Source organism: Thalassobius vesicularis, from assembly GCF_004799325.1.
Classification (GTDB): Bacteria; Pseudomonadota; Alphaproteobacteria; order Rhodobacterales; family Rhodobacteraceae; genus Thalassobius; species Thalassobius vesicularis.
Genome location: NZ_SSMD01000006.1, coordinates 183151 through 208611 on the forward strand (window position 1 = coordinate 183151; position 25461 = coordinate 208611).

The 25461-nt window shown below is 64.2% G+C and carries 27 protein-coding genes; 15 read left to right on the forward strand and 12 right to left on the reverse strand.

Features of this window, described 5'->3' with window-relative positions:
* Position 1 precedes the first annotated feature (1 nt).
* The 8 genes from E7681_RS18850 (at position 2) to E7681_RS13660 (ending at position 7046) form a co-directional block, all read left to right on the forward strand.
* Positions 2-172 carry a hypothetical protein gene (locus tag E7681_RS18850; RefSeq protein WP_168733211.1) on the forward strand — a complete coding sequence of 57 codons (171 nt, stop codon included), beginning with the start codon at positions 2-4 and terminating at the stop codon, positions 170-172.
* Positions 172-747 (forward strand): cytochrome c oxidase assembly protein, encoded by a 576-nt coding sequence (locus E7681_RS13630; RefSeq protein ID WP_136339853.1) that lies wholly within the window; start codon positions 172-174, stop codon positions 745-747. The genes E7681_RS18850 and E7681_RS13630 overlap by 1 nt, the downstream gene beginning before the upstream one ends.
* Positions 748-774: 27 nt before the next feature.
* Positions 775-1575 (forward strand): cytochrome c oxidase subunit 3, encoded by an 801-nt coding sequence (locus tag E7681_RS13635; RefSeq protein ID WP_136339854.1) that lies wholly within the window; start codon positions 775-777, stop codon positions 1573-1575.
* A 92-nt stretch (positions 1576-1667) separates the two neighbouring features.
* Positions 1668-2351, forward strand: a complete 684-nt coding sequence (locus E7681_RS13640; RefSeq protein ID WP_136339855.1) for an SURF1 family protein — start codon at positions 1668-1670, stop codon at positions 2349-2351.
* Positions 2348-3736 carry a threonine synthase gene (gene thrC / locus E7681_RS13645; protein WP_136339856.1) on the forward strand — a complete coding sequence of 463 codons (1389 nt, stop codon included), beginning with the start codon at positions 2348-2350 and terminating at the stop codon, positions 3734-3736. Before E7681_RS13640 ends, thrC begins: the two co-directional genes overlap by 4 nt.
* Positions 3733-4995, forward strand: coding sequence for a M16 family metallopeptidase (locus tag E7681_RS13650; protein ID WP_136339857.1), 1263 nt, complete (start codon positions 3733-3735; stop codon positions 4993-4995). Before thrC ends, E7681_RS13650 begins: the two co-directional genes overlap by 4 nt.
* The gene (locus E7681_RS13655; protein WP_136339858.1) at positions 4995-5585 is read left to right on the forward strand and encodes a GNAT family N-acetyltransferase; all 591 of its coding nucleotides are present in this window, start codon (positions 4995-4997) and stop codon (positions 5583-5585) included. Before E7681_RS13650 ends, E7681_RS13655 begins: the two co-directional genes overlap by 1 nt.
* Before the next feature lie 39 nt (positions 5586-5624).
* Positions 5625-7046, forward strand: a complete 1422-nt coding sequence (locus tag E7681_RS13660; RefSeq protein ID WP_136339859.1) for an FAD-binding oxidoreductase — start codon at positions 5625-5627, stop codon at positions 7044-7046.
* Positions 7047-7097: 51 nt separating this feature from the next.
* On the opposite strand, the gene E7681_RS13665 is transcribed toward E7681_RS13660, so the two are convergent.
* Positions 7098-8243: a tetratricopeptide repeat protein gene (locus E7681_RS13665; protein ID WP_136339860.1), complete on the reverse strand. Its 1146-nt coding sequence runs from the start codon at positions 8241-8243 to the stop codon at positions 7098-7100.
* A gap of 64 nt (positions 8244-8307) precedes the next feature.
* Positions 8308-8847 carry an adenine phosphoribosyltransferase gene (locus tag E7681_RS13670; RefSeq protein ID WP_136339861.1) on the reverse strand — a complete coding sequence of 180 codons (540 nt, stop codon included), beginning with the start codon at positions 8845-8847 and terminating at the stop codon, positions 8308-8310.
* 327 nt (positions 8848-9174) lie between these two features.
* Here E7681_RS13670 and E7681_RS13675 point away from each other — a divergent pair, with 327 nt between their 5' ends.
* The gene (locus E7681_RS13675; protein ID WP_136339862.1) at positions 9175-9357 is read left to right on the forward strand and encodes a hypothetical protein; all 183 of its coding nucleotides are present in this window, start codon (positions 9175-9177) and stop codon (positions 9355-9357) included.
* Between the two features lie 3 nt (positions 9358-9360).
* On the opposite strand, the gene E7681_RS13680 is transcribed toward E7681_RS13675, so the two are convergent.
* Together E7681_RS13680 and E7681_RS13685 are read right to left on the reverse strand one after the other, a co-directional pair.
* On the reverse strand, positions 9361-10233 hold the full coding sequence (locus E7681_RS13680) for an S-methyl-5'-thioadenosine phosphorylase (RefSeq protein WP_136339863.1): 873 nt from the start codon (positions 10231-10233) through the stop codon (positions 9361-9363).
* Positions 10234-10251: 18 nt separating this feature from the next.
* Complete coding sequence (locus E7681_RS13685) at positions 10252-10863, reverse strand: flavin reductase family protein (protein ID WP_136339864.1); 612 nt, start codon at positions 10861-10863, stop codon at positions 10252-10254.
* Positions 10864-10989: 126 nt separating this feature from the next.
* On the opposite strand from E7681_RS13685, the gene E7681_RS13690 reads away from it, so the two are divergent.
* The gene (locus tag E7681_RS13690; RefSeq protein ID WP_136339865.1) at positions 10990-11478 is read left to right on the forward strand and encodes a GNAT family N-acetyltransferase; all 489 of its coding nucleotides are present in this window, start codon (positions 10990-10992) and stop codon (positions 11476-11478) included.
* Positions 11479-11530: 52 nt separating this feature from the next.
* On the forward strand, positions 11531-12286 hold the full coding sequence (locus E7681_RS13695; RefSeq protein ID WP_136339866.1) for an EcsC family protein: 756 nt from the start codon (positions 11531-11533) through the stop codon (positions 12284-12286).
* 133 nt (positions 12287-12419) lie between these two features.
* On the opposite strand, the gene ptsP is transcribed toward E7681_RS13695, so the two are convergent.
* From ptsP to E7681_RS13715, 4 genes are all read right to left on the reverse strand, one after another.
* Positions 12420-14663, reverse strand: coding sequence for a phosphoenolpyruvate--protein phosphotransferase (gene ptsP, locus E7681_RS13700; RefSeq protein WP_136339867.1), 2244 nt, complete (start codon positions 14661-14663; stop codon positions 12420-12422).
* A 308-nt stretch (positions 14664-14971) separates the two neighbouring features.
* The gene (locus E7681_RS13705; RefSeq protein ID WP_136339868.1) at positions 14972-16207 is read right to left on the reverse strand and encodes an aspartate kinase; all 1236 of its coding nucleotides are present in this window, start codon (positions 16205-16207) and stop codon (positions 14972-14974) included.
* 109 nt (positions 16208-16316) lie between these two features.
* Entirely contained in the window at positions 16317-16961 is a 645-nt protein-coding gene (locus E7681_RS13710) for an SDR family NAD(P)-dependent oxidoreductase (RefSeq protein ID WP_136339869.1), read from the reverse strand.
* Between the two features lie 7 nt (positions 16962-16968).
* On the reverse strand, positions 16969-17403 hold the full coding sequence (locus tag E7681_RS13715) for a DUF1178 family protein (RefSeq protein ID WP_136339870.1): 435 nt from the start codon (positions 17401-17403) through the stop codon (positions 16969-16971).
* A 106-nt stretch (positions 17404-17509) separates the two neighbouring features.
* Between E7681_RS13715 and E7681_RS13720 the strand changes: the two genes are divergently transcribed.
* Both E7681_RS13720 and E7681_RS13725 read left to right on the forward strand, forming a co-directional pair.
* Positions 17510-18193, forward strand: a complete 684-nt coding sequence (locus E7681_RS13720) for a glutathione S-transferase family protein (protein WP_211089801.1) — start codon at positions 17510-17512, stop codon at positions 18191-18193.
* A 15-nt stretch (positions 18194-18208) separates the two neighbouring features.
* Positions 18209-19072, forward strand: a complete 864-nt coding sequence (locus tag E7681_RS13725; RefSeq protein ID WP_136339871.1) for a beta-keto acid cleavage family enzyme — start codon at positions 18209-18211, stop codon at positions 19070-19072.
* 160 nt (positions 19073-19232) lie between these two features.
* Here E7681_RS13725 and E7681_RS13730 read toward each other — a convergent pair whose 3' ends face one another.
* Both E7681_RS13730 and E7681_RS13735 read right to left on the reverse strand, forming a co-directional pair.
* Positions 19233-20405 carry an acyl-CoA dehydrogenase family protein gene (locus E7681_RS13730; protein ID WP_136339872.1) on the reverse strand — a complete coding sequence of 391 codons (1173 nt, stop codon included), beginning with the start codon at positions 20403-20405 and terminating at the stop codon, positions 19233-19235.
* Positions 20402-21547, reverse strand: a complete 1146-nt coding sequence (locus tag E7681_RS13735; RefSeq protein WP_136339873.1) for an acyl-CoA dehydrogenase family protein — start codon at positions 21545-21547, stop codon at positions 20402-20404. Before E7681_RS13735 ends, E7681_RS13730 begins: the two co-directional genes overlap by 4 nt.
* Positions 21548-21701: 154 nt before the next feature.
* Here E7681_RS13735 and E7681_RS13740 point away from each other — a divergent pair, with 154 nt between their 5' ends.
* Positions 21702-22487: an SDR family NAD(P)-dependent oxidoreductase gene (locus tag E7681_RS13740; protein ID WP_136339874.1), complete on the forward strand. Its 786-nt coding sequence runs from the start codon at positions 21702-21704 to the stop codon at positions 22485-22487.
* Between the two features lie 13 nt (positions 22488-22500).
* Here the strand turns inward: E7681_RS13740 and E7681_RS13745 are convergent, their stop codons facing one another.
* Complete coding sequence (locus tag E7681_RS13745) at positions 22501-23313, reverse strand: helix-turn-helix domain-containing protein (RefSeq protein ID WP_168733212.1); 813 nt, start codon at positions 23311-23313, stop codon at positions 22501-22503.
* A gap of 142 nt (positions 23314-23455) precedes the next feature.
* Between E7681_RS13745 and E7681_RS13750 the strand changes: the two genes are divergently transcribed.
* Entirely contained in the window at positions 23456-24730 is a 1275-nt protein-coding gene (locus E7681_RS13750) for an acyl-CoA dehydrogenase family protein (protein ID WP_136339876.1), read from the forward strand.
* A 39-nt stretch (positions 24731-24769) separates the two neighbouring features.
* Here E7681_RS13750 and E7681_RS13755 read toward each other — a convergent pair whose 3' ends face one another.
* Entirely contained in the window at positions 24770-25408 is a 639-nt protein-coding gene (locus tag E7681_RS13755) for a GntR family transcriptional regulator (RefSeq protein WP_168733213.1), read from the reverse strand.
* Between the last annotated feature and the right edge of the window lie 53 nt (positions 25409-25461).

The window sequence follows — 25461 nt, forward strand, 5'->3', positions numbered from 1 at the left end:
GATGGGAATGCATGTCGAGCATGAACTGCACAAGCGCCGCTCGGGCCGTAATATCGGCCTAGGCCTGGTTCTGGCGGCCTTCGTCGCAATCGTCTTTGGGCTGTCGCTGGTCAAGGTCACCCAAGGCGGGCTTGGGCCCAAGCCGCAGGCGTCTCAGGGGGCAAGCAACTGATGGCAATGGACCCCAAGAAGAAGACACTGATGCAGCTGATCGCCGTCGTCCTGACGATGGGCGGTCTGGCCTGGGCATCGGTGCCGTTCTACGACTGGTTCTGCCGCGTCACCGGCTTTGGCGGGGTGACCCAGACGGCGGATGCCGGCTCGGACGTCATTCTTGACCAGACCATCACGATTCGCTTCGACGCCTCCAAGGAAAGCGGCATGCCGTGGGAGTTCACCCCGATGCAGCGCGAGATGAAGCTGCGGATCGGTGAGACCGGCCTTGCGTTCTACGAGGCGTACAATCCGACCGATCACCCGGTTGCGGGGCAGGCGGCCTATAACGTCGCCCCCTATGCGGCCGGCGGATTTTTCACCAAGATCGACTGCTTCTGCTTTACCGAGCAGGTGCTGCAACCCGGTGAGCGGGTCCAGATGCCCGTCACTTTCTATGTGGACCCGGAAATTGTTGAGGACCGCGAAGGCAAATTCGTCCACAACATCACCCTGTCCTACACTTTCTACCAGATCGACCTGCCCGAGCAGCAAGCTGCTCTGGACCAGGGCAAGACGAGAAACCTGAATTAATAAAGGCCTTCCAACGAGGGAAACGCGATGGCGCACGAAAAGAACCACGACTACCACATTCTGCCTCCCAGCCTTTGGCCCCTTCTGGGTGCTCTGGCGGGCTTCATCATGCTGTTCGGCGCGGTGATCTTCTTCCACACTGACTCGCCCTGGATGCTGCTGATCGGCTTCGTTGGCGTGCTGTACGTCATGTTCGGCTGGTGGTCGGAAGTCGTGCACGAAGGCGAAACTGGCGACCATACCCCGGTCGTCAAGATCGGCCTGCGCTATGGCTTCATCCTGTTCATCATGTCCGAAGTCATGTTCTTCTCGGCCTGGTTCTGGAGCTTCTTCAAGCACGCCATGTACCCGATGGGCGAGAACAGCCCCCGTGTTGATGGCATCTGGCCGCCCGCCGGCATCGAGACCTTCGACCCCTGGCACCTGCCGCTGATCAACACCCTGATCCTGCTGTGCTCGGGCGCCGCAGCGACTTGGGCGCACCACGCCATCGCACACGAGAACAACCGCAAGGACATGATCAACGGTCTGCTGATCGCCGTCCTGCTGGGTGTCCTGTTCACCGTGTTCCAGGCGTATGAATACAGCCACGCGGCCTTTGGCTTCTCGGGCAACATCTACGGCGCGAACTTCTTCATGGCGACCGGCTTCCACGGTTTCCACGTCGTCGTCGGCACCATCTTCCTGTTCATCTGCATGCTGCGCGCGATGAAGGGGCACTTCACCCCCGAAAGCCACGTCGGCTTCGAAGCTGCAGCATGGTACTGGCACTTCGTTGACGTCGTGTGGCTGTTCCTGTTCGCCGCCGTCTACATCTGGGGCCAGTAACAGCGTTTCCGGTTGAAAAACCGGGCGTAAAGCACCAAAAGCAAGGCGCACGGGGCACCCCCTCGTGCGCTTTGACCGTGTAAGGAACCCTGATGCGCCGCATCCTCCTGCCTTTGATCTTCGGCCTGATCGGCACAGCGATCCTGACGTCGCTGGGCCTGTGGCAGTTGCGCCGGCTGGAGTGGAAAGAGGCCGTCCTGACCCAGATCGAGGCGCGCATCCATGCGGCCCCCGTGGCCCTGCCTGCGCAGCCCGACCCTGAGGCGGACCGCTTTCTGCCCGTGCAGGTCAGCGGCACCATCGTGGCCCCCTCCATCCGTGTTCTGGTCAGCCAGAAATCGGTGGGCGCGGGCTATCGCCTGATCAACGCGATGGAGCTGGACGGACGCTCGATTCTGGTGGATCGCGGCTTTGTCCCGCTGGAGGCGGTGCCGCCCCAGCCGCCCTTTGAAAACGTCACCGTCACCGGCAACCTGCATTGGCCCGAGGAGCGTGACAGCTACACCCCCGAGAACGATCGCGCCAAGAACATCTGGTTCGCCCGCGAGGTGGACGTGCTGGCGCAGGCCCTCGGGACCGAGCAAATTCTGGTGGTCGCGCGCGAAACCTCGTTCGACGACCGCCCCGTGACCCCGCTGCCCGTCGGCATCGAGGGCATCCCCAACGATCATTTCGGATACGCCGTGCAATGGTTCGGTCTGGCCGCCGTCTGGACGGCGATGCTGGGCCTGTTCCTTTGGCGCCAGCGCAAACCCGTGAAAGGGAAAGACCAGTGAAATACATCTCGACCCGGGGCCAGGCCCCTGTTCTGTCCTTCGAAGAGGCCATGCTGACCGGCCTGGCGCGTGATGGCGGCCTGTATGTGCCCGAGACCATCCCGACCCTGACGCAGGACGAGATCGCCGCACTGGCCGGGCTGAGCTACGAGGAAACCGCCTTTCGCATCATGCGGCCCTATATCGGCGACACCTTCACCGACGCCGAGTTCAAAGAGATCATCGCCAAGGCCTACGAAGGCTTCGGCCATACCGCCCGCGCGCCGATGGTGCAGCTGGACGCGAACCACTTCCTGCTGGAGCTGTTCCACGGCCCGACGCTGGCCTTCAAGGACTTCGCCATGCAACTGATCGGCCAGCTGTTTCAGGCCGCTCTAAAACGGTCGGGTCAGCGGGTGACGATCGTGGGCGCGACCTCGGGCGATACCGGGTCTGCGGCGATCGAGGCGTTCAAAGGTCTCGACGCGGTGGACGTGTTCATCCTGTTCCCCAACGGCCGCGTGTCCGAGGTGCAGCGCCGCCAGATGACCACCCCGGCGGAATCGAACGTCCACGCGCTGGCCGTCGAAGGGCATTTCGACGACTGTCAGGCCCGCGTGAAGGACATGTTCAACGATTTCGACTTCCGCGATGGCGTGCGTCTGGCGGGTGTGAACTCGATCAACTGGGCGCGGGTGCTGGCGCAGGTCGTCTATTACTTCTACTCTGCGGTTGCGCTGGGTGCCCCGGCGCGCAAGGTCAGCTTTACCGTGCCGACCGGGAATTTCGGTGACATCTTTGCCGGTTACATCGCCAAGCGCATGGGCTTGCCGATTGACCGTCTGGTGATCGCCACAAACCAGAACGACATCCTGCACCGCTGCCTGAGCACCGGCGAATATCGCCCCGATGGCGTGATCCCTTCGATCAGCCCGTCGATGGACATTCAGGTTTCGTCCAACTTTGAACGCGCGCTGTTCTACGCCTATGGCCAAGACGGCGCGGCTGTTTCCCAGCTGATGGACGAGCTGAAGGCCGGCGGTTTCACCGTCAGCCAGGGCGCGCTGGAGGCGCTGCAAGAGCTGTTCGACAGCGGCAATTGCTCGGAAGATGAAACCAGCGCGACCATCACCGACATGTTCGCCACGACAGGCGAGTTGATGTGCCCGCACACCGCCGTGGCGGCGAAGGTCGCCAACGAGCACCGCAAAACGGACGTGCCGATGATCACCCTGTCCACCGCGCACCCGGCGAAATTCCCGGCAGCGGTCAAGGCCGCGACGGGCGTGCATCCGGGCTTGCCAGCGCGTATGGCCGACCTGTATGAGCGTTCGGAACGGGTGACCGAGATCGGCAACGATCTGGCCGCCCTCGAGTCCCTCATCCGCGAGCGTATCCAGAAGTGACGGTTCAGCTGCACACCCTGTCGAACGGTTTCCGTATCGTGACCGAACACATGCCCGGCCTGCAATCTGCGGCCATCGGGCTGTGGGTTCTTGCGGGCGGCCGCCACGAGCGGGTGGAACAGAACGGTATCGCGCATTTCCTGGAACACATGGCCTTCAAGGGCACCAAGCGGCGCACCGCGTTGCAGATCGCCGAGGAAATCGAGGACGTGGGCGGCTACATGAACGCCTACACCTCGCGCGAGGTGACGGCCTATTACGCCCGCGTGCTGGAGGCCGACGTGCCGCTGGCGCTGGACGTGATCGCCGACATCGTGCTGAACCCGATCTTCGACGAGCGCGAGATCGAGGTCGAGCGCGGCGTGATCCTGCAGGAAATCGGGCAGGCCCTAGACACGCCCGACGATATCATTTTCGACTGGTTGCAGGAAAAAGCCTATCCGGATCAACCGCTTGGTCGCACCATTTTGGGGCCTGCCGAACGTGTCCGCGCCTTCACGCGCGAGGATCTGTCGGCCTTCATCGCGGAACAATATGGCCCCGGTCAGATGATCCTGGCCGCCGCTGGTGCGGTGGATCACGATACGCTCTGCCGCGAGGCTGAAAAGCTGTTTGGGCACCTGTCCGCGCTGGTCGTACCGACCCCGGCCGAGGCCCGGTTCCACGGCGGCGAGACCCGCACGGTGAAGGATCTGGAGCAGGCGCATTTCGCGCTGGCCTTCGAGGGGCCGAACTACGGCGACACCACGCTGCACACCGCGCAGATCTATGCCGGCGCGCTGGGGGGCGGCATGTCCAGCCGTCTGTTCCAGGAGATCCGCGAAAAACGCGGGCTGTGCTACACGATCTTCGCGCAGGCGGGGGCCTATGCCGACACTGGGATGATGACGATCTACGCCGGCACCTCGGCTGATCAGCTGGCCGAGTTGGCTCTGGTCACATTGGACGAGCTGAAACGCGCCGCTGAGGACATGACCGAGGTCGAAGTCGCGCGCTCGCGTGCCCAGATGAAGGCCGGGTTGCTGATGGGGCTGGAAAGCCCATCCAGCCGCGCCGAACGTCTGGCGCGCATGGTTCAGATCTGGGGCCGCGTGCCGGAATTGCACGAGGTCGTGGAGCGGATCGACGCCGTAACCACCGAGAATGTCAAAGAATTCGCCGAAGTGATGGCCGTGCAGGCCCCTGCGGCGCTGGCGCTTTATGGCCCGGTTGACGAAGCCCCCTCGCTGGAGGCGTTGCAAGACAGGCGCGCGGCCTGATGCTGTTGGGCAAGCGCAAGGTCAAGATCGAGACCGAACGGCTGACGTTGCGCCCGCCCGTGCATTCGGACTATCGCGACTGGTCCAGCCTGCGCTTGCACAGCCATGCCTTTCTACAGCCGTGGGAGCCGACCTGGGCCGCTGACCACCTTGCGCGCAAAGCCTTCACCAACCGGGTCTATTGGGCGCAGCGGGCGATCGGCAATGGCTCGGCCCTGCCGCTGTTCCTGATCCGGCGCGAAGATCAGGCCCTGCTGGGCGCAATCACGCTGGATAATATCCGCCGTGGACCCGCGCAGGCGGGCACGCTGGGCTATTGGATCGGACAGGATTTCGCCCGCCACGGCTATATGCTGGAAACGATCAAGGCATTGACACATCACGCTTTTCACAAGCTGGACCTGAGCCGGATCGAAGCCGCCTGCCTGCCTGAAAACGTCGCATCGCGCGGGGTGCTGGAGAAGGCGGGGTTCAAGTATGAGGGCGTCGCGCAGTCCTATCTGCAGATCGACGGGCGCTGGCGGACGCATGTGCTCTATGCCAGCCTGCGCATGGACCGGCGCGGACGGACCGAGATCGGTCAGGCATAGGCTCTGGACGGATCATGTGCAGATGTTAATGATCTGTGCATGAAGCTGAATGATGCCACGCCCGAATTCATCGACTCGCTGAGAAAAGCCCTGTTTGACAAGGCTTTGCGTCCGGTTGAGCCGCGTCACCTGGAAGAACCCCGAGGCGCCTGGACCGGCCACGCCGCCGCCGTCATCGCCCCGGAAACGACCGAGCAGGTCGCGACGGTTCTGCGCATGGCGAACGAGGCACGTGTCGGAGTGATTCCCTATGGCGGCGGAACCGGGCTGGTCGGCGGGCAGGTCATGCCGGACGGCGCGGTGCCGATCGTGTTGTCACTGGAACGGATGACCAAAATTCGCGACGTTTTTCCGAATGAAAACATCATGATAGCCGAGGCGGGCGCGATCCTGCAGGATCTGCACACGGCGGCCGAGGCGGCGGATCGGCTGTTCCCGCTGGCCATCGCTGCCAAGGGATCGGCGCGCATTGGCGGCAATCTGGCGACCAACGCGGGCGGCGTGAACGTCCTGCGCTACGGCAACACCCGAGAGCTGTGCCTGGGCCTGGAAGTGGTGCTGCCGGACGGAAGAATCCTCAACAATCTCAGCAGGTTGCGCAAGGATAACACGGGCTACGACCTGAAGGATCTGTTCATCGGCTCCGAAGGGACGCTGGGCGTGATCACCGCGGCGGCGCTGAAGCTCAGCCCGCGCCCGGCGGGTGAGGGGACCGCGTTGATGATCGTGAACAGCCCGTCCGGTGCGCTGGAGCTGCTGGGTTTGGCGCGCGCGCATATGGGCGAAGGGGTCAGCGCGTTCGAGCTGATTCATCGCACGGGGCTGGAGTTCCTGGCCGAGAAGCTGCCGGAAATTCGGCTGCCTTTTCAAGAGTTTCCAGAATGGTTCGTGCTGATCGACGTGGGCCTTGCGCGGGGTCTGAACCCGGCCGAGGCGCTGGAGACCCTGTTCGCAGATGCCTTTGAGTCGGGTCTGGTCAGCGATGGTGTGATCGCGCAATCGGAAACGCAGCGCACGGCGTTCTGGGAGGTGCGGGAGCAGATTCCCGAGGCGAACCGGTTGGTGGGGGCGATCAGTTCGCACGATATTTCGGTGCCGCTGGGGCTGGTGCCGGAATTCATCGCGCGGGCGGGCGAAAAGCTGGCCAGCATGGGGGATTTCCGAATCAATTGCTTTGGCCATCTGGGCGACGGAAACCTGCATTACAACGTCTTTCCGGCCAAGGGGCGCACCAGAAAAGAGTATGCAGATCAGAAGCTTACGATCTCGGACACCGTGCATGACCTGGTGGCGGACCTGGGCGGATCGTTCAGTGCGGAGCACGGGGTGGGCCGCCTGAAAGTGGCCGAACTGGAACGCTACGGCGACCCGGTAAAACTGCAATTGATGCGGATGCTGAAGGCCAGTTTCGACCCGAACGGCATCATGAATCCCGGGGCGGTGCTGCGCCGTAACGATTGATTAACCCGGGAAATCGTATGATTCCCGGGAAAAATCGTACGCCCGAAATCGTTAAAGACAGGGGGTGAAATCGTCGCTGGAATAGCAGCGATCGGCGAGGGCGTTTGCGTCGGCGATGGCTTGCGCGCTCATCCGGGCGTTCAGCTGATCCAGAAAGCCGCGGGCCTTGGGGTTTCCGTTTCCGTCGGCATACGCGAACCAGACCCAGGCGCGGATATCGTCCTGGGGTTTGACCTCGCCATAGAAAAACAGCTGCCCGAGGATGTGCAGCGCGGCGGGGTCGAATTGGATGGCGGCCTTTTCGTACCAGCCCGCGCCGCGGGGCATGTCGCGGGGGACGCCCTGCGCGGTGTAGAAGATCGTGCCGAGCGACAGCATCGCGGGGACGTAGCCCGCGTTCGCAGCTTTCTCGTACCACGCGATGGCGGCGGGGATGTCTTTGCTGGTGCCTTGCCCATGCGCCAGCATCGAGGCGACGTTGTTCTGGGCGATGGTGCGCCCCCCCTCGGCGGCGATGCGCCAGTATTTCAGCGCGGTGGCATAGTCCTGCGGGATGCCACGGCCATAGTGGTGCATCAGGGCCAAATTCTCGGCGGCCACCAGCATGCCCTGCGCGGCGGCGGCTTCGTAGAGCTGTGCGGCCTGCACGGGGTCGCGGGGCAGGGGCGGACGGCCCTTTTCGAGGTAATAGGCCAGATTGTACTGACTGATCTTGTCACCGGCGGCGGCGGCTTTGCGCAGCCAGTGGGCCTCGGCCTCGGGGTCTTTGTCGGTGCCGGTGCCGTTCAGGTAATAGCGCGCAAGGTCGGACATCGAGGCAGCCTCGCCCAGATCGGCGCCCTTGCTGGCCCAGAAGAATGCCTTTGCGGGATCCTTGGGCAGGCCGCCGCCGGTTTCATAGCGGGCAGTGACGTTGGCAATGGCCTTGGCGTGGCCGGATTCGGCAGCACGCAGCATCCATTGGGCGGCGGTCTCGACGTTCTTTTCGGTGCCCTCGCCCTGCTGGTACATGTTGGCCAGCCAATACTGCGCCTCGGCGTCGCCCGCAGTGGCGGCGGTGGACAGCAGCGTGAAGGCCAGCGTCAGATCCTGCGCCTGATAGGCGGCGAGGCCCAGAAAGCGGGCCTGCAGCGGATCGGTCTGTTGCGCGGAAACGGGGGCGGCGAGGGCGATCAGAAGGGGCAGGACAAGGCGCATCAATGACTCCGTGAAAACGGGGCCATTTTAGCGCGGATTGCGGCAGGCGTCATCTGACGAGGGGTCACAATCCCTCGAACGCGCAGAGGGCGTGGACGTCCATGCCCATCTTTTCCAGCCGGGCGCGGCCGCCCAGATCGGGCAGGTCCACCACGAAGGCGCAGCTGATGATCTGGCCGCCCAGACGCTCGACCAGCTTGATGCCGGCCTCGGCGGTGCCGCCGGTGGCCAGCAGGTCATCGACCAGCAGCACGGTTTCGCCGGGCTGGATGGCGTCGTCGTGAATCTCGACGATGGCCTCGCCGTATTCCAGTTTGTATTCCTCGGAGATGGTGGTGTGCGGCAGCTTGCCCTTTTTGCGGACGGGCACAAAGCCGGTGCCCAGCTGGTGCGCCACGGCACCGCCCAGGATGAAGCCGCGCGCCTCGAGTCCCACAACCTTGTCGATGCGCTGGCCGGCATAGGGGTGCAGCAGCTGATCGACGCACAGGCGGAACCCGCGCGGATCGGCGAAGAGCGTGGTGACATCGCGGAACAGGATGCCCTCGTGCGGGAAATCGACGATGGTGCGGATGTAATCGCGGACGGATTTCTGCGGTGCCATGGTGCCCTCTGGTTTGTTGCCGGGCACAGGTGTGGCGCAGCGGGGCGGTCAGGGCAAGGCCAAAAGGAAAAGCCGCCCCCAAGTCAGGCGGCGGCTTTTCGTCTTAGCCCCGGCGTTCGTTCGAGAAAAACCGGTAGAATTTGCCCGAAAGCCAGGACACGTGGGGTTTGCGCCAATCCATCCGGTCCTGGACCAGCATGGATTTTGCGGCGTACAAGTTCATTTCCTCTTCCCTTCTTGTTACATTTGCCGCTAAACAATTGTGCAGCAATTGGATATCTAATGTATATACATTTGCTATCCAAATTTCAAGATGGGTCCGGGACATTGTCCAAAAAAGACAAGAAAACCGCCAAGAAGAAAGACAGCCAACTGGTGCTGCGCCTGGACAAATCCGAGCGCGACGCCTTTGTCGAGCTGTGCAAAGAGCTGGATACCAGCGCCGCCCGCGAGATCCGCGGGTTCATCCGTAAGTTCATGGACGACCACGCCGCCCAAGCGGGGGAGTGAGCCTTAGCCCAGTACCCGTCCGGCGACAGCGTCCAGTTTCGCCAGCAGCGCGGGGTCGCGTTTGTCCGGCGCGGTCAGGATGGCGTAGTCCAGCGCGCGGTCGCAGCCATGCGGGCAGGGCGCGCGCTCGGCCCCCAGCAGGGCGGGCAGGCGGCGGACCATGTTGCGGCCCTTGTCGGCGTTGCCGGTCAGGGTGGCGATGATCTGGGCGATGTCGACCTCGCCATGATCGGGGTGCCAGCTGTCGTAATCGGTGACCATCGCGACGGAGGCATAGCACAGCTCGGCCTCGCGGGCGAGTTTCGCCTCGGGCATGTTGGTCATGCCGATCACGTCGCAATGCCAGCTTTCGCGGTACATCTTGGACTCGGCCAGGGTCGAGAACTGCGGCCCCTCCATCGCCAGATAGGTGCCACCCTTGTGGACGGTGATCCCGGCGTCGACGGCGGCGGTGTAGCACGCCTCGGACAGGCGGGGGCAGGTGGGATGGGCGACCGAGACATGCGCAACGCAGCCGGTGCCGAAGAAGGATTTCTCGCGCGCAAAGGTGCGGTCGATGAACTGATCGACGATGACGAAATCGCCCGGCGCCATGTGTTCCCGGAACGACCCGCAGGCCGAGACGGCGACGACATCGGTCACGCCCAGACGTTTCAGCGCGTCGATATTGGCGCGGTAGGGCACCGTGGTGGGCGAATGCACATGCCCGCGCCCATGACGCGGCAGAAAGCACATTTTCACCCCGTCCAGCGTGCCGGTCAGGATCGCGTCCGAGGGCGCGCCCCACGGAGTGTCGACGGTGACCCATTCGGCCCCTTCCAGACCGTCGATGTCATAGATGCCCGAGCCGCCGATGATGCCGATGGTGGTGTGCATTTGGTGTTCCTTCGTGTCTCAGGCTTTGTCGTCGGGGCGGGCCAGGGCGAACAGATCCTTGACCACGGAATAGTCGCGATAGCCCAGACGGGCCAGCGGCTGGAAGGTGGTCACGTCAAAGATCCCGTCCTTCATGCAGGCGTCGTTCATGTAGATGCCGGTGACCTCGCCCAGGACAAGGGTGTTGTTCTGGCCGCGCAGGGGGATGATCTGGTTCAGCTTGCATTCCAGCACGGCCGGCGCCGCCGCCACATAGGGGCAGTCGATGGTGCGGCACTCGGCCTTTTCCAGCCCGGCATGGGCGAATTCGTCCTGATCGGCGGGCAGGGTGGCCGAGCTGGCATTCATCGCGTCCCGCAGCGCGTAGGACACGACGTTCAGCGCAAACACCCCGGTGTCGCGGATATTGGCGACGGTGTCCTTGGCGTCCACCTGGTCAGGCTTGACCCCGGTCGAGGCGAACATCACCTGCGGCGGCACATAGGCGACAGCGTTGAAAAATGAGTAGGGCGCCAGATTGTCCACGCCATTGGTGCCACGCGTCGAGACCCAGCCAATCGGGCGGGGTGTGACGATCGCGTTGAATGGGTTATGCGGCAGCCCGTGGCCGTCCTTTGGTTCGTAAAACATCTGCCCTCGGTCCCCTTCCTGTTATCGGCCCTTATTGTTATCGGATTGTGGTTTGTCTCAGACCTAGTGCCGTGTTAGGGGCGTTTCCACCATCAAGTCAACGCTATCGGAGTCGATCCACGCCCAATGTTCAACATCACCGAGGAAACGCCCAATGATTGGTGGGAGGTCGAGGCCCTCTATGACCTGTGTTTCGCGCCGGGGCGGACGGCGCTGTCCTCGTACCGATTGCGCGACGGCGTACCGATGGTGAAAGAGCTGTGCCTGCTGGCGCGAGACAACGATGGGCATCTGGGCGGGGTGATCCGCTATTGGCCGGTGCTGGTAGGCGGCAAACGCGCGCTGCTGCTGGGCCCGGTCGCGGTACACCCGACACGCCAGGGCGAAGGGCTGGGCGCCTTCCTGATCCACGAAAGCCTGGACCGCGCGATCCTGCTGGGCTGGGAACGGGTGATGCTGGTGGGCGACGCGCCCTATTATTCGCGCTTCGGGTTCGAAAAGCTGGAGGGCGTGATCATGCCGCCCCCCACCAACCCCGACCGCGTGCTGGGCGAAGACCTGGTTCCCGGCGCCTGGGACGGCGTGACAGGAGAAGTCACGAAATTCACGGGTTGAATCGCGGGGCCTGAGCGCCAATCTGATCATGGTAACCAGACCGGAGGCCGCCATGACCACAGATCTGATCGACATCGAGGCCGAGCTGGACGCGCTGGCCCGCCGCCACCGCGCCGCGAACGGGCTGGGCATGCAAGTGTTGAACCTGATCGGTGGAAAGGCCGAATCGCTTTTGGACAAACTGCCCACCCCGGTGCGCGACCGGCTGGACACGGCCACCGAAAAAGCGCTGAACGTGGCGATGAAAGCGGCACATGGCTCGCGCTCTGTGGTCAAGGACCAGCCGGGCTGGCTGAACACGGCGGTGGCCACGGCGATGGGGGCTGCGGGCGGGTTCGGCGGGCTGCCCTCGGCGCTGGCGGAACTGCCGGTGACCACGACGGTGCTGCTGCGCGCGATTCAGGGCGTGGCGGTGGAACATGGGTTCGACCCCGAGTCCGAGTCAGTGCAATTCGACTGCATCCGCGTCTTCGCCGCCGCCGGCCCGCTGGCCAAGGATGACGGCGCGGACTTGGCTTTTCTGACCACGCGGGTGGCGCTGCAAGGCAAAGCGGTGCAAAGCCTGATCCAGACAGTGGCCCCGAAACTGGCAGCGGTGCTGGGACAGAAACTGGCCGCCCAAACCGTGCCGGTTCTGGGCGCCGTGGCGGGCGCCGCGACGAATTATGCCTACACCAGCTACTACCAGGAAATCGCCCACGTCCATTTCGCGCTGCGCAAACTCGCGATCGAGGCCGACCGCTCCGAAGACGAATTGCGCCAAGCCCTGGCAGAGCGCCTTTCCCTGCCCAACACGACCCGCGCCTGAGGGCGGACAGCATGGGGGCTCTGCCCCCAAACCCCCGGGATATTTGTGAAAAGAAGAAGACAGGCGCGCGCCCTTATCCCTTCTTCTTTTTCTAAATATCCCGGGGGGTGTGGGGGGCTGGCCCCCCACGGCGCTATTCGACCGTGCGCAGGTAGGCCATGACAGCGGGCCGAACGGATTGTTCGCTGCGGTCGCGGGCTTCGTCGATCACTTCGCGCAGCTGACGCAGGTCCAGTTGGCGCAGCAGGTGTTTCACCGGGCCGATCGAGGCGGGGCGCATCGACAGCATCCGGAAGCCCATGGCGGCGAAGCAAGCGGCTTCGACCGGGCGGCCGGCGTCTTCGCCGCAGAAGCTGAGCGAGGTGTTGGACGCGTCGCAGCGTTTCACGATGCTTTCGAGGAAGGTCAGGAAGCTGACGTTCAGCGTGTCGTAGCGGCGGCGGACGCGCTCGTTTTCGCGGTCGGCGGCAAAGAAGAACTGTTTCAGGTCGTTGCCGCCGATCGAGAGGAAGTCGACCTCTTGGTAGAACCGATCAGGCGCGAAGGCGAGCGAGGGAGTTTCCAGCATGGCGCCGACCTCGACCCGTTCGGGGACGGGGTGGCCCAGCACGCGTTCGCGTTCCAGCGCCTTGTCCATCTCGGCTTTGGCGGCCTTGTATTCCTCGTACTGGGCGATGAACGGGAACATGATCGTCAGCGGCCGCCCGTGCGAGGCGCGGATCAGCGCCTGCAGCTGCATCCGCAGCACGCCCGGCTTGTCCAGCCCGACGCGGATGGCGCGCCAGCCGAGGGCCGGGTTCGGCTCTTCCTGCGGTTTCATGTAGGGCAGCACCTTGTCCGAGCCGATGTCGAGGGTTCGGAACACCACGCGTTTGCCCTTGGCGGCGTCCAGCACGCGGGCGTAGAGCGCCGACAGCTCGGAGCGTTTGGGCATCTGGTTGCGGACCAGGAATTGCAGCTCGGTGCGGAACAGGCCGACGCCTTCGGCGCCCGAGCCGTCGAGGCTGGGCAGATCGGCCATCAGGCCCGCGTTCATGTGCAGGCCGACCTCGGTGCCGCAGAGGGTGCGGGCGGGTTCGGTGCGGATCGAGGCGTAGCGTTCCTGTGCCTGCGCCTGCATCGCGATCTTGTCGCGGAAGGCGGCGACGACGGTGTCGTCGGGGCGCAGGTGGACGATGCCCTGATCGCCGTCGACCATGATGTGGTCGCCGTTCAGCGCCTCGGTGGTGATGCGTTCGGCGTGGATGACCAGCGGGATCGCCAGTGCGCGGGCGACGATGGCGGCGTGCGAGCCGACCGAGCCTTCTTCGAGCACGATGCCCTTGAGCGAGCGGCCGTAATCCAGCAGTTCGGCCGGGCCGATGTTGCGGGCGATCAGGATCGGGTCGGCGGGCATGTCCGCGCCGGTTTCCTGGCCCTGGCCGGTCAGGATGCGCAGCAAGCGGTTGCTGAGGTCGTCCAGATCGTGCAGGCGGTCGCGCAGGTAGGCGTCGGTGACTTGCGACAGGCGGGCGCGGGCGGTGGATTGTTCTTTCTCGACGGCGGCCTCGGCGGACAGGCCGCGCGAGATGTCCTCCTCCATCCGGCGCATCCAGCCCTTGGAATTGGCGAACATGCGGTAGGCTTCGAGCACTTCCAGCTGTTCGGCATCGCCGCCCGAGGCCCCGGCCAGCATCCGGTCAACGCCGACGCGCAGGGTTTCGACGGCCTCGTTCAGGCGGGCGAGTTCCTTGTGCGGGTCTTCGGCGATGGGGTTGGTGATGACAACGCGGGGTTCGTGCAGCCAGACGTGGCCCTCGGTCGCGCCTTCCTGGCCGGTGGTGCCGCGGATCATCACGGCCTGCTTGTGGCGGGCGGTCATGGCGGCGTTGTCGGCGGTGAAGGCACCGAGTTCCGTCATCTCGGCCAGCACCATCGCGACGACTTCGAGCGCGTAAACCTCGTCCGAGGAGAATTGCCGCGCCTGTTTCGATTGCACGACCAGAACGCCCAGCTTTTCGCCCAGACGCTGGATCGGGATGCCGAGGAAGGAGGAGTAAATCTCTTCCCCGGTCTCGGGCATGTAGCGGAAGCCCTTGGCGGATGGGGCGTCGGCCTCGTTCACGATCTGGCCCGAGCGGGCGACGCGGCCGACCAGACCCTCGCCCAGCTTCATGCGGGTCAGGTGGACGGCCTCGGCCTTCAGGCCCTCGGTGGCGCAAAGTTCCAGGGTTTCAGCGTCACGGAACAGATAGATCGAGCACACCTCGGTGCCCATGGAATCGGCAATGAGATGCGTGATCTCGTCCAGGCGCGCCTGGCCGGCATATTCCTTGGCCATCACGTCGCGCAGACGACGCAGCAGCTTGCGGCTTTCGGTTTCCGTGGTTTCGGTCATCCCGTCGGCAATCCCAGATTCCCATGATGCAGGGGGCTATAGATCACAAGTCGCAGTTGAGGAAAACGGTTAACGTGTCGCGGGGTACGAAATTTGCGCGAAATCTTGCGGATGTGGAATTTTCTTGCGCTTTTCGGTATTTATATTGTGCAGTCGCCGCATAAATGATGCGGTTGCGGCATTTTTCGCACTCGTATCGCGCTGGTATTTTTCGCGTTATGCGAGTTTTGAACGGTCATCGCAACCCATGAAACGACAAAACCGGGCAGGTTGCCCCGCCCGGCTTAAAACGCGACTGGCGCGAAGGGTCAGAGCTTTTCCAGCTCGAACGCGTCGTGCAGGGCCTGAACGGCCAGTTCCATGTATTTGCGGTCGATCAGCACCGAAATCTTGATCTCGGAGGTGGCGATGACCTTGATGTTGATGCCTTCCTCGGACAGCGTCTTGAACATCTTGGCAGCAACGCCCGACTGCGAGCGCATGCCGATGCCCACGGCCGAGATCTTGCACACGTCGGTGTCGGCGATCAGTTCCTGGAAGTTGATGTCGCCACGGCCCTTGGCGTCGTTCAGCGCCTTCTGGGCGCGCAGCACCTGATCGGTCGGGCACGAGAAGGTCATGTCGGTCAGACCCTGCTCGGCGACGTTCTGGATGATCATATCGACGTTGACGCCGGCCTCGGACAGGGGGCCGAAGATGGCGGCGGCGATGCCGGGTTTGTCAGCGACATCGACGAGGGTCATCTTGGCCTCGTCGCGCGAATAGGCGATACCCGAAACGGGACGGTTTTCCATGACTTCCTCCTCGGCACAGACAAGGGTGCCGGCTTCTTCTGACGGTTCTTCGAACGAGCTGAGCACGCGCAGTTTCACCTTGTAGCGCATGGCCAGTTCGACCGAACGGGTTTGCAGGACCTTGGCCCCCAGCGAGGCCAGTTCGAGCATTTCCTCGAACGAGATCTTTTCCAGTTTGCGGGCCTTCGAGCTGATCCGCGGGTCGGTGGTGTAGACGCCATCCACATCGGTGTAGATGTCGCAACGCTCGGCCTCGAAGGCGGCGGCAAAGGCGACGGCGGTGGTGTCCGAACCGCCACGGCCCAGCGTGGTGATGCGGCCCTCGGGCGAGATGCCCTGGAAACCGGCCACGACGGCGACCTTCATGCCTTCGTTGAACTTGGCAGAGATGTTGTCGGTCGGGATCGCCTCGATCCGGGCCGAGCTGTGGGCCGAGGTCGTCTGCACCGGCACCTGCCAGCCCTGCCAGCTGCGGGCGGGGATATCCATTTCCTGCAGGGTCAGCGCCATCAGGCCAGCGGTCACGTTTTCACCCGAGCTGACGACGGCATCGTATTCACGCGCGTCATACAGCGGCGAGGTTTCGTTCACGAAGCCCACCAGTTTGTTGGTTTCACCCGACATGGCCGAGACGATGACGATCACGTCATAGCCCTTGGCCACTTCCAGTCCGACGCGCTTTGCGGCGCGCTTGATCCGGTCCAGCGTGGCGACGGAGGTGCCGCCGAATTTCATCACGAGAACGGGCATGGTCAGTCCTTGTTCCTTGGTCCCGCGCGGATTAGCGGTTTCAGCCGTCAAGAGCAAGATTGCATCGCCACCGCAGGGGGAATTTGCGCAATCTGTCGCGTTCGGGGCCCTAGAAGGGGTGATCGCGTCCGTCCCACGTTTCAAAACAACCGGTTGAGGCCAGCGACAGCGCCGCGAAACGCGCGGTCAGCCCCTCTGCGGCCTGATCGACGGTGATCTCGGCGGTCGCGCCGCCCATGTCGGTCTGCACCCAGCCGGGATGGTAGATGCCCACGGCGATTCCAAGCCCGCGCAGATCGGCGGCCAGGTTGCGGCCCAGATTCAGCGCGGCCGCCTTTGAGGCGCGGTAGACATAGCTGCCGCCGGGCGCGCGGGTATCGCTGGCCATCTGGGACGAGATGATCGCGATCTTCGGCTGGGCGGCCATTTGCAGGCTGGGCAACAGCGCCTGCACGGTCAGGAACACGCCGGTGACGTTGGTGGCGAACTCGGTCGCCCACATGTCGGCGGGGTAGCCATCGGCCAGCGACTGGCCCTTGTCCAGATAGACGCCCGCATTGCAGACCAGCAGATCCACCGGCTGGCCATCCAGCGACTGCGCCAACGGTTCGAACTGCGCGGGCTGGGTGACGTCCAGCGGGTGATAGCCGGGGGCGTTGCGCGCGGTGCCGGTGACGGCATGGCCAGCGGCGCGATAGCGGGTCAGAAGCGCGTGGCCAATACCGCGATTGGCGCCGGTGATGACGATCTGCATGGGGGCCTCAGTTGGTTTTGCGCCCGGTCACGAAGGGCAGGGGCAGGACAGGAATGCCGTCTTCCAGCAGCTTGCGGGCCTCGTCGGGCTTGGCCTCGCCGTGGATCGCGCGTTCGGGGGTGTCGCCGTCATGCATGGCGCGGGCCTGACGGGCGAAATCGGGGCCGACATATTCCGAGTTTTCCTCGACCTTGCGCTTGAGCTCGGCAATCGCGCGTTCAGTATCCGAGGCGGGCGCGCTGAGGGGTTTCTCGGGCTGCGGGGCGGCGGCGGAACGGGCAGGGCGCACACGCGGCGCCATGATCGCCTTTTCGACCTGCGCAGAGCCACAGACGGAACATGTCACCAGTCCCGCCGCCTTGAGCTTGTCAAAGGCGTCGCCGGACTGGAACCAGCTGTCAAAGCGGTGGTCGCTGTCGCATCTGAGGCTGAATTGGATCATCGTCGGGCCGTGTGTCTAAGGTAGATCATTACATACCGGCGACACCGGGAAAATCAAGTTTGCCCAAGCGCGTGATTGGCACAAGCCGCCCGCAAATGCCCAACGTATGGTCAAGCAAACCAAGGAAGGACACCCGATGCTGACATTGTGGCATTGCGAAAACGCGCGCTCGTTCCGCCCGCTCTGGGCGCTGGAGGAACTGGGGCTGGACTATGAGCTGAAGATGCTGCCATTCCCGCCGCGCTTCACCAAGCCGGAATACATGGAGGAAAACCCGCTGGGCACCATCCCGCTGCTGGTGGATGGCGCCACGCGGATGACCGAAAGCGCCGCCATCCCGCATTACCTGGCGATGGTGCATGGCGAGGGTCGGCTGACGCTGGCGCCCGACCACCCGGATTATGGCGCCTACCTGAACTGGCTGCACCACGGAGAGGCGACGCTGACCTTTCCGCAGACGCTGGTGCTGCGCTACGCGATCTTCGAACCCGAGGAACGCCGCCAGCCGACCGTTGCGGCAGATTACAAACGCTGGTTCCTGGTGCGGCTGAAACTGCTGGAGGAAACGCTCTCGGACGGGCGCGAATTCCTTGTGGGCGGGCAATTCACCATGGCCGACATCGCGGTGCATTACGCGCTGTTTCTGGCGATCCGCATCGGTATGCGGGACGAACTGCCGCCCAACTGCCTGCGTTTCCACGACGCGCTGCTGGAACGCCCCGGCTTCAAAGCCGCACAGGCCCGCCAAAGCGCCGAGGGCCAGGCGCAAGGCACCGGCAAAGTGCTGTAATTCCGGAGAAGAGACATGAGCAAAGTCATCATCACCTGCGCCCTGAACGGCGTTCTGACCGACCCGCGCCAGCACAGCGTCCCCGTCACCCCGGCCGAAATGGCCGCCGAAGCCCGCCGCGCCTATGACGCCGGGGCCTCGGTCATGCATATCCACCTGCGCCAGCAGGGCGAGGGGCAGGGCCACCTGCCCAGCTGGAATATCGCGCTGTCCACCGAAGTGCAGGCCGCCATCCGCGAGGCCTGCCCGGGCGTCATCATCAACCACACCTCGGGCATCGTCGGGCCGGACTACCAGCCCGCGCTGGACGTCATCCGCGCCACGAAACCGGAGATGGCCGCCTGCAATGCGGGCTCGCTGAACTACCTGAAACTGCGCGCCGACGGCCGCTGGGCCTGGCCGCCGATGCTGTTCGACAACACGGTGGAAAAGGTGCAGCACTTCATCGACGCGATCGAAAGCGTCGACGCCATCCCCGAATTCGAATGCTTCGACACCGGCATCGTGCGCAGCGTCGGCATGTACCAGAAGAACGGCATGTTCAAAGGCACCGCTCAGGTGAATTTCGTGATGGGCGTTTCCTCGGGTCAACCCGCCCGTGCCGACCTGCTGCCGATCCTGCGTGACCTGGCCCCCGAAGACGCACGCTGGCAGGTGACCGCCATCGGTCGCGAAGAAATCTGGCCCCTCCACCGCGCCTGCGCCGAACTGGGCGGCCACCTGCGCACCGGGCTGGAGGACACGTTCTACCTGGCCGACGGCGCCAAGGTCAGCTCGAACGGTCAACTGATCGAGGCAATGGCAACATTGGCCCAAGAGGCAGGCCGCTCAATCGCCTCCCCCACCGAAGCGCGCGCGATCCTGGGGTTGCCACATTGAGCGCGCTGAAGCGCGCACAGGATATCTCGACCTGACGGCCTCGGGTCATGGGGGCGCTGCCCCCAAACCCCCGGAGTATTTGGGTCAAAAAGAAGCTGGTTTCTTTCTGAATGAAATACTCCGGGGTGAATTGGCCAAAGGCCAAGAGGGGCAGCGCCCCTCAATACCCCATCTGGCTTGCAATCAGGTTTCGGATCACCTCGTCCGCGCCGCCGCCGATGCTGAGCACCTTGGTTTCGCGGAACACACGTTCGGAGACTGAGCCAGTCATGTAGCCCATCGCCCCCATGATCTGCACTGCTTCGGCGGCGACGTATTGCACCGTGTTGGTGGCGGTGATCTTGGCCATGCCGGTGCGGGCGACGTGGATGTTGAGCGGGTCCAGCCGGTTCAGGCGGCGCCAGGCGACGTCCAGCGTCAGGGCGCGGGCGGCGTGGATGCGCATGGCCATGTCGACCAGTTTGTGTCGGATCACCTGCTGTTGGATCAGCGGTTTGCCGAAAGTGGTGCGGTTGCGGGCCCAGTCGGTCGCCTCTTCCAGGCAGGCCTGGGCTGAGGCGTAGGCGGAGACGGCCAGGGTCAGGCGTTCGTCGTTGAAGTTCAGCATGGCGGCTTTGAAGCCTTCGCCCTCGGCGCCGATCAGGTTTTCGGCGGGGACGCGGACGTTGTCGAAATGCAGAAGCGCCGTGTCCGAGGCGTGCCAGCCCATTTTTCGCAAGGGTTTGCGGGTCAGGCCGGGGGTGTCGCCTTCGACAAGGATGAACGACAGGCCACCCGGGCCGCGGTCATCGGGGTTGGTGCGGCAGGCAACGGTCAGGAAATCGGCCTGGACACCCGAGGTGATGAACGCTTTTTCGCCGTTGATCACGTAGCTGTCGCCGTCGCGCCGGGCGGTGGTTTTCAGCGCCGCCACGTCCGAGCCGCCACCGGGTTCGGTAATCGCCAGGGCCGCGATCTTTTCGCCGGCGATCACCGGTGGCAGCACGCGGTGTTTCAGTGCATCGCTGCCGACCGCGACGATGGGCGGGATGGCGATGCTGTGCGAGCCGAGCGACGCGCCGACACCGCCGGCGCCGGTCAGGGCCAGTTCCTCGGTCGCGACGATCTGCATGAAGACATCCGCGCCCGAGCCACCGTATTCCTCGGGGTAGGTCAGGCCCTGGAACCCGACCTCGGCCGCCTTTAGATAGAGCGAGCGGGGCAGGCGCTGGGCCTCTTCCCACGTTTCGATATTCGGGCGGATTTCGCGGTCGACAAAGCTGCGCATGGCGCGGCGGAACGCGATGTGATCCTCGGAGAAATACTGATCCGGGGCGGTTTCGAAGGCGGTCATCTGTAGATGCCCATCATCTTGGTCAGGATCTGCAGCATCACCTCGTCCGCGCCGGCCCCGATCGAGGTCAGGCGGCCGTCGCGCCAGATGCGGGAAATCTCGACCTCTTCGGTGAAGCCCATGCCGCCCCAGAATTGCAGGCAGCCATCGGCGATTTCGCGGGCCAGACGACCGGCCTTGAGCTTGCAGGTAGTGGCCAGGCGCGACACGTCTTCGCCGCGGGCCACGGCATGGGCGCCTTGCCAGCAGGCGGCGCGCAGCACGTCCAGTTCGGCCTGGTATTCGGCCAGTTTGAACTGGACCCACTGGTTGTCGAGGATCGATTTGCCGAAGGCCTTACGCTCGCGGGTGTAGTCGATGGTGCAATCGATGGCGCGTTGCAGGCTGCCCAGCGTCGAGAAGGCACCCCACAGGCGTTCGGCCTGGAATTGCTGCATCTGGTAGATGAAGCCCATGCCCTCTTGGCCGATCAGGTTGCGGCGGGGGACGCGGACGTTGTCGAAATACAGCTGCGCCGTGTCCGAGCTGTGCATCCCCACCTTGCGGATCTTGCGGGCGACGCTGACGCCGGGGGTGTCCATCGGCATGATGATCAGCGACTTGTTTTTGTGCGCGGGGTCGTCCGAGGTGTTGGCCAGCAGGCAGCAGACATCGGCCTGCGTGCCGCTGGTCGTCCACATCTTGCCGCCGTTGATGATGTAATCGTCGCCGTCCCGGATGGCCGTGGTCCGGATCGAGGCCACGTCGGAGCCCGAGCCGACCTCGGACACACCGAGGCAGAACACGATGTCGCCGGTGATCGCCGGGGCCAGGTATTCTGCGCGCAGCTCGTCGCTGCCGTGGCGGGCCAGCGCGGGGGTGGCCATGTCGGTTTGCACGCCGATTGCCATCGGCACGCCGCCGGCCTTGATCAGGCCCAGCTCTTCGGCGAGGACGGCATTGAAGGTGTAGTCCAGCCCCATGCCGCCGAATTGCTCGGGCTTGTCGATGCCCAGCAGGCCCAGATCGCCCGCGCGTTTGAACACCTTGTGTGCGGGAAATATCTGCGCCTCTTCCCATTCGTCCACATAGGGGTTCACGTCGTTTTCGATCCATTTGCGGATGGTGGCGCGCAGCGCCTCGTGGTCTTCGGTCAGATGCATGGTGGCCTCCTCGTTTCGGCAATCCTGATCGGCGGGGGCGCGGGGGTCTTGCGCCAATTCGCTGATCCGAAGTGACGTGCGGTTACAGGGGGACGGGCTTGCTTTGACCCGGGGTGCGGGGAAACATGGCGGCAACGGAAAGGGAGGGATTTCCATGCAGATCGAAGGCGTGATCGCGGTCGTTACCGGCGGCGGAAACGGGATTGGCAAGGCGCTGGCCGAAGGGCTGGCGGCGCGCGGGGCGAAGAAGGTGATCGTTGCGGATCTGGACGGAGAGGGTGCCGCCAAGGTGGCCGACAGCATCGGCGGGCGGGCCTTCACGCTGGATGTGCGCGACGGCGCGGCCATCGGCGCGATGATCGAGACGGTCGAGGCCGAAGAGGGGCCGATCGGTCTGTTCTGCTCGAATGCGGGCGTGTTCATGGGGCGGGATGACAGCCTGTCCAACGCCGTCTGCGCCAGCGATCGGGATTGGCAGATGTCGTGGGAAATCAACGTGATGGCCCATATCCACGCGGCCCGCCACATGGTGCCCCGGATGCAGGCGCGCGGTGGCGGGTATTTCCTGAACACGGTCAGCGCGGCAGGTGTTCTGAACCAGATCGGCAGCGCGGTCTATGGCACCACGAAACACGCCGCCATCGGCTTTGCCGAGAACCTGGCCTTTACCCATCGTGACGACGGCATCCGCGTGTCGGTGCTGTGCCCGCAGGCGGTGCAGACGGCGATGATCGCGGGGGGATCGGGCTCGGCCGGGCTGGACGGGATCATGTCGCCCGAAGCGGTGGCCAAGGCCGGTCTGGACGGGGTCGAGGCCGAGCGGTTCCTGGTGCTGCCGCACGAACAGGTGGCCGGGTACATGGAGAACAAGCTGGCCGATTACGACCGCTGGATCGGCGGCATGGCCAAGCTGCAGCGGATGCTGCGGGCGCAGGGCTGACCCTGCGCCGCGATCAGAACGGGACTGCCTCGGGGGCCAGGGTGTAATTGGCCCCCGCATAGATCTTCAGGTGGCGCGAGCCCTGACGGATCGAGCGCGGCTTCAGCCCGTAGGTGCGCCGGATCGAGTGGCTGAAATGGCTGCTGTCCGGATAGCCCAGACCCAGCGCCACATCGGTCAGCGAGTTGCTGCCATTGGCGTGATCCAGGAACCGGCGCGCGCGTTTCCACATCCGCATGGACCGGAACGAGACGCTGGTGTTCAGCTTGAACAGGTGCAGGAAGCGCGAGGGCGACAGGCCGATCTGGCCGGCGTAATCCTCGGCCGAGACGGTGCTGTCCTCGATCTCGTCACACATCAGTTCCAGCACACGGTGAATGCGCGGGTCCATCTGGCGCTGGGGCAGGACGCCGCCCAGGAACAGCTGATCGAATTCGGCGGTGGACAGGCCGGTTTCGGGAATATCCTGATTCAGACGGTCGCGGCGGTCGCGGACGCGCTCCAGCAGGCGGGCGCGGTCGGCGGGGTTGGCGGCCAAGGCTTGCAGACGGTCCTGTGCCTCGTCCGACAGGCTTTCGGGTTCGAATCCGATGTTGTGAATCATGCCGGTCGGTGCCAGCAAACGGTGCGTCTGGAACGGCGCCACCAGCGCGGATTCGGTGCTGACCCAGCCCGCGCCCATGTCGATCTGAAACTCGCCATCCGGCGCGAAGTGGAACGTGAACCCCCCGAGATTACGAGGTTTTTTCGAGTTTCCGGCCAGCCCGGAATAGAACATGCGGTCGCGTCCGATGACCAGAACTGCGGGGTTCCAAGGCGTGTTCACGATGTCTCCTCCCATCCTGCGGCGGGGTGCCGCACGTGCGAAGGTGCCGCGTTTTGAACCGATGTGTCAATTCAGATCGTCAGACGATATTGCCTGAACATCTTTTTTGTCGTAACGTAACCAAGCGACAGAGGAGGCCGCCATGATCCCCGATAAATCCCCCCGAGTTCTGGAGTTGGAGGCGCGTCTGCTGGCCTTCATGGAAGAGCACATCTACCCCAACGAAAAACGCTTTTATCAGGAAGCCGAAGATCAGGGGCCGTGGCGTCTGTATCCCATCGTCGAAGAGCTGAAGGTCAAGGCCCGTGCGGCCGGGCTGTGGAACATGGCGCTGCCCGACCCGGCGCATGGCATGGGCCTGTCCAACCTGGAATACGCGCCGCTGTGCGAGATCATGGGCCGCTCGCATCTGGCACCCGAGGTGTTCAATTGCAACGCCCCCGACACCGGCAACATGGAAGTGCTGGCGCGCTACGGCACGCCCGAGCAGCAAAAACAATGGCTGGAGCCGCTGCTGAACGGCGAGATCCGCTCGGCCTTTGCGATGACGGAACCGGATGTGGCCAGCTCGGACGCGAAGAACATCCAAAGCTCGATCATTCGCGATGGCGACGAATACGTCGTCAACGGCGTGAAATGGTACACGACCGGCGCGACCCATCCGAACTGCAAGATCTTCATCTTCATGGGCAAGAATGACCCGGATGCAGACCCCTATCGTCAGCAATCCATGATCCTTGTGCCGCGCGATGCGCCGGGGGTCAAAGTCGTGCGCTCGCTGCCGGTGTTCGGCTATTACGGCGTGCCGGATCGCGCCTCCGAGGTGCATTTCGACAACGTGCGGGTGCCGGCGGGGAACATGCTGCTGGGCGAAGGGCGCGGGTTCGAGATCGCGCAAGGCCGCCTGGGACCGGGCCGCATCCACCACTGCATGCGTCTGATCGGTCTGGCCGAACGCACTCTGGCCAAGATGTGCCTGCGCACGCAACAGCGCGTGGCCTTCGGCAAGCCGGTGGCGGAACAGTCCGTCACCCGTGAGCGCGTGGCCGAGGCGCGTATCCTGATCGAACAGAACCGCCTGCTGACCCTGCGGGCGGCGCATATGATGGACACGGTCGGCAACAAAGAGGCCAAGGCCGAGATCGCCATGATCAAGATCGCCGTGCCCAACATGGTCTGCCAGATCGCCGACTGGGCGATTCAGGCCTTTGGCGGCGGCGGTACGGGCAACGATTTCGGCACCGCGAATGCCTATGCGACGGCGCGGTTCCTGCGTCTGGCCGATGGCCCCGACGAGGTGCACCGCGATCAGCTGGCGCGGCTGGAGTTCAAGAAACAGGCCGCGCGCAACGACAAGGGCGGTGTCACCGATTGGGGTGTCTGGGCGCCCAAGATCGCGCTGCCGCCTGAAATGTAAGACGGTCGCCGGGGGTACTGCCCCCGGCACCATCCGCGCTCAGTCCTCGAGGTGCAGGGTATCCAGCGCGTCGATCGAGCGGCGGACATAGGCGCGGGCCTCGGTCTCGGCCACGGCGCCATTGCCGGACAGAACGGCGACGCTGATCTTGCGATAGGATTCGCGGCGCTGCTCCAGCGAGATTTCCAGCCGGTGGCCGAACATGTGCACGTTCATGTTGGCCAGAATGCTTTCCAACTCGGCATTGCCACCCAGCCGCGCCAAGGTGCGGTGAAAGCGGTTGCGCAGGCGGGCGAACTCGAACTTGTCCAGCGCGGGCGAGGCGCGCATCAGCGGCTCCAGCACTTCGGTCAGTTGCTCGCGGTTGCCGGGTTCGTGAATCCGTTCCGCCGCCTGACGCGCGGCCAATCCCACAAGCTGTTGAATGATCAGCAGAATGTTCATCGCGTCCACGCGACCCAGCTGGCGGATGCGGGCACCCCGGTTCAGGTGGGACTCGGCGATGCCCTGCGCGGTCAGCTTCTTGATCGCCTCGCGCACGGTCGAGCGGCTGACGCCGTAGCGCGCGACCAGATCAGGCTCGACCAGCCGTTGGCCGGGCACAAAGCGCCCTTCGTACAGGCCGCGCACGATGTCACGCGCAACGGTGTCGGAGGAGCTGATCTTGGGTGCGGTCATGATGGTCGTCCGGCGAATTCGTTCAACTATTCGACGGTATTGCCCCGTCTTTG